Here is a 2,700-nt window from a genome sequence, read left to right as displayed (position 1 = left end):
GCTCCTCACGGAGCCGCCCTTCTCATGTCTGAAGACTGGAAAGCCTAAACCAGCGAGCTGTCGATGCCCTTGCAGGCTTCCATCAGGCCCTTCACCGACTCGACGGACTTGGCGAACATCGCCTTTTCCGCGTCGTTGGTTTCGAACTCGACGATCTTCTCCGCGCCGCCGGCGCCGATCACGACCGGCACGCCGACATAGAGGCCGTCCAGGCCGTATTGGCCGGTCAGGAAGGTGGCGCACGGCAGGACGCGCTTCTTGTCCTTCAGGTAGCTGGTGGCCATGGCGATGGCGCTTTCAGCCGGGGCGTAGAAGGCCGAGCCGGTCTTCAGCAGGGCGACGATCTCGCCGCCGCCCTTGCGGGTGCGGTCGACGATGGCGTCCAGCTTTTCCTGGGTCAGCCAGCCTTGCTTGACCAGTTCCGGCAGCGGCAGGCCGCCGACGGTGGAGTGACGGACCATCGGCACCATGTCGTCGCCGTGGCCGCCCAGGGTCCAGGCGTGGATGTCTTCCACCGACACGCCGGTGGCCTCGGCCAGGAAGTAGGCGAAACGCGCCGAGTCCAGGACGCCGGCCATGCCGATGACCTTTTCCTTGGGCAGGCCCGAGAACTGCTGCAGGGCCCAGACCATGGCGTCCAGCGGGTTGGTGATGCAGATGACGAAGGCGTTGGGGGCGTGGGCCTTGATGCCTTCGCCGACGGCCTTCATGACCTTCAGGTTGATGCCCAGCAGGTCGTCGCGGCTCATGCCCGGCTTGCGCGGCACGCCGGCGGTGACGATGCAGACGTCGGCGCCGGCGATGTCGGCGTAGTCGTTGACGCCCTTCAGCGTGATGTCCTTGCCGAACACGGCCGAGGCTTCGGCGATGTCCAGGGCCTTGCCCTGGGGCGTGCCTTCGGCGATGTCGAACAGCAGGATGTCGCCAAGCTCTTCGCGCGCGGCGATGTGAGCCAGGGTGCCGCCGATCATGCCGGCGCCGATGAGGGCGATCTTCGCGCGAGCCATGGGGTCTCCGTCAAGGCTGTGGACGATGAATGTCGGGGCGCGGTCTACGCCCGCTGAGGCTTTGTCTCAAGCCCTCTTTCCCGTTTCGCTGCAGTGCGGCAAGACTGCCTGAACAACGACATCAAAACCATTTGGGAGACGCGGGGGATGAGCAAGACCGATCCGGGACGCTATTTCGAGGACTTCAAGCTCGGCCAGACGATCGTTCACGCCACCCCTCGAACCGTCACCACGGGCGACGTGGCGCTGTACACGGCGCTGTACGGACCACGCTTCTCGTTGTTCTCGTCGGACGTCTTCGCGCGCGACTGCGGGCTGGAGACCGCGCCGGTCGATCCGCTGGTCGCCTTCCATGTGGTCTTCGGCAAGACCGTGCCTGACATCAGCCTGAACGCCGTGGCCAATCTGGGTTACGCCGAGGGCCGGTTCCTGGCTCCGGTCCATCCGGGCGACACCCTGTCGGCCAAGTCCGAGGTGATCGGGCTGAAGGAGAACTCCAACGGCAAGACCGGCGTGGTCTATGTGCGCACCACGGGCGTGAACCAGCGCGGCGTGGCGGTGCTGAGCTATGTGCGCTGGGTGATGGTGCGCAAGCGCGACCCCGGCGCGGTGGTCGAAGGCCAGTCCGCGCCGGCCCTGGCCGCCGCCGTGGCGGCCGGCGACCTGGTTGCGCCGCCGGGCCTGACCTTCAAGCACTACGACTACGCCCATGCCGGCGCCCCGCACGCCTTCGAGGACTACGCGGTCGGCGAGAAGATCGATCACGTCGACGGCATGGTCGTCGAGGAGGCCGAGGCTCAGATGGCCACGCGGCTGTGGCAGAACACCGCCAAGGTCCATTTCAACCAGTTCGAACGCGCCCATAAAGGACCAGGGGGGGACCCGTCGGGCCGCCGCTTGGTCTATGGCGGGGTGGTGATCTCGACGGCCAAGGCCCTGTCGTTCAACGGCCTGCAGAACGCCGGACTGATCCTGGCGATCAACGGCGGACGCCATGTCAGCCCGTATTTCGCCGGCGGCACGGTGTTCGCCTGGTCGCAGGTGCTGGACAAGGCCGACCTGGGCCACGGCGTGGGGGCTCTGCGCCTGCGGTTGGTGGCGACGGTGGATCGTCCCTGCGCCGACTTTCCCGACAAGGATGAGGCGGGCGCCTATGCGCCGGGCGTCATCCTCGACTTCGACTATTGGGCGGCGGTTCCCAAACGTGGCTGAGTTCATCCTCGATCCGGCCTTCGCGGCCACCGCCGCCGAACTGGGCGAGCTGACCCTGTGCCACGCCCGCCTGCAGCTGGACGCCCGCTATCCGTGGGTGGTGCTGATCCCTCGCGTCGGCGGCGCGCGCGAGCTGGAGGACCTGTCGGCCGCCGACCGCGCGCGGCTGATCGAGGAGACGGTGCTGGCCGGCGTGGCTGTGCGGGCGGTGGCGCAGGTGCTGGGCCTGGTGGTCGACAAGCTCAATGTCGGGGCCCTGGGCAATGTGACCCCGCAGCTGCACGTCCACGTCCTGGGCCGCCGGGTCGGCGATCCGGCCTGGCCGGGACCGGTGTGGGGGCATTCGCCGGGGGTCGCGTATGAGGCGCAGGTGCTGGAGCGGGCGGTGGCGTCGGCGCGGAAGGCCATCGGAGTCCTTCCCCCTTGATGGGGGAAGGTGGCCGCGAAGCGGTCGGATGGGGGTGAACGCGAAGCGTTCATC

At 67.8% G+C, this 2,700-nt stretch carries 3 protein-coding genes; 2 read left to right on the top strand and 1 reads right to left on the bottom strand.

The features are described from left to right. Positions 1–44 precede the first annotated feature (44 nt). Positions 45–1,007 carry a malate dehydrogenase gene (gene mdh, locus WAL33_RS10220; protein ID WP_422181023.1) on the bottom strand — a complete coding sequence of 321 codons (963 nt, stop codon included), beginning with the start codon at positions 1,005–1,007 and terminating at the stop codon, positions 45–47. Between the two features lie 147 nt (positions 1,008–1,154). On the opposite strand from mdh, the gene WAL33_RS10215 reads away from it, so the two are divergent. Both WAL33_RS10215 and WAL33_RS10210 read left to right on the top strand, forming a co-directional pair. Next, positions 1,155–2,219 carry a MaoC family dehydratase gene (locus WAL33_RS10215; RefSeq protein WP_422181021.1) on the top strand — a complete coding sequence of 355 codons (1,065 nt, stop codon included), beginning with the start codon at positions 1,155–1,157 and terminating at the stop codon, positions 2,217–2,219. Beyond that, positions 2,212–2,646, top strand: a complete 435-nt coding sequence (locus WAL33_RS10210; protein ID WP_422181019.1) for an HIT domain-containing protein — start codon at positions 2,212–2,214, stop codon at positions 2,644–2,646. The genes WAL33_RS10215 and WAL33_RS10210 overlap by 8 nt, the downstream gene beginning before the upstream one ends. Positions 2,647–2,700 lie beyond the last annotated feature (54 nt).

It is taken from the genome of Caulobacter sp. (assembly GCF_049283275.1).
Lineage (GTDB): Bacteria > Pseudomonadota > Alphaproteobacteria > Caulobacterales > Caulobacteraceae > Caulobacter.
The sequence above is the reverse complement of the archived record's forward strand: the minus strand, read 5'-3'. Positions and strand labels throughout refer to the sequence as shown.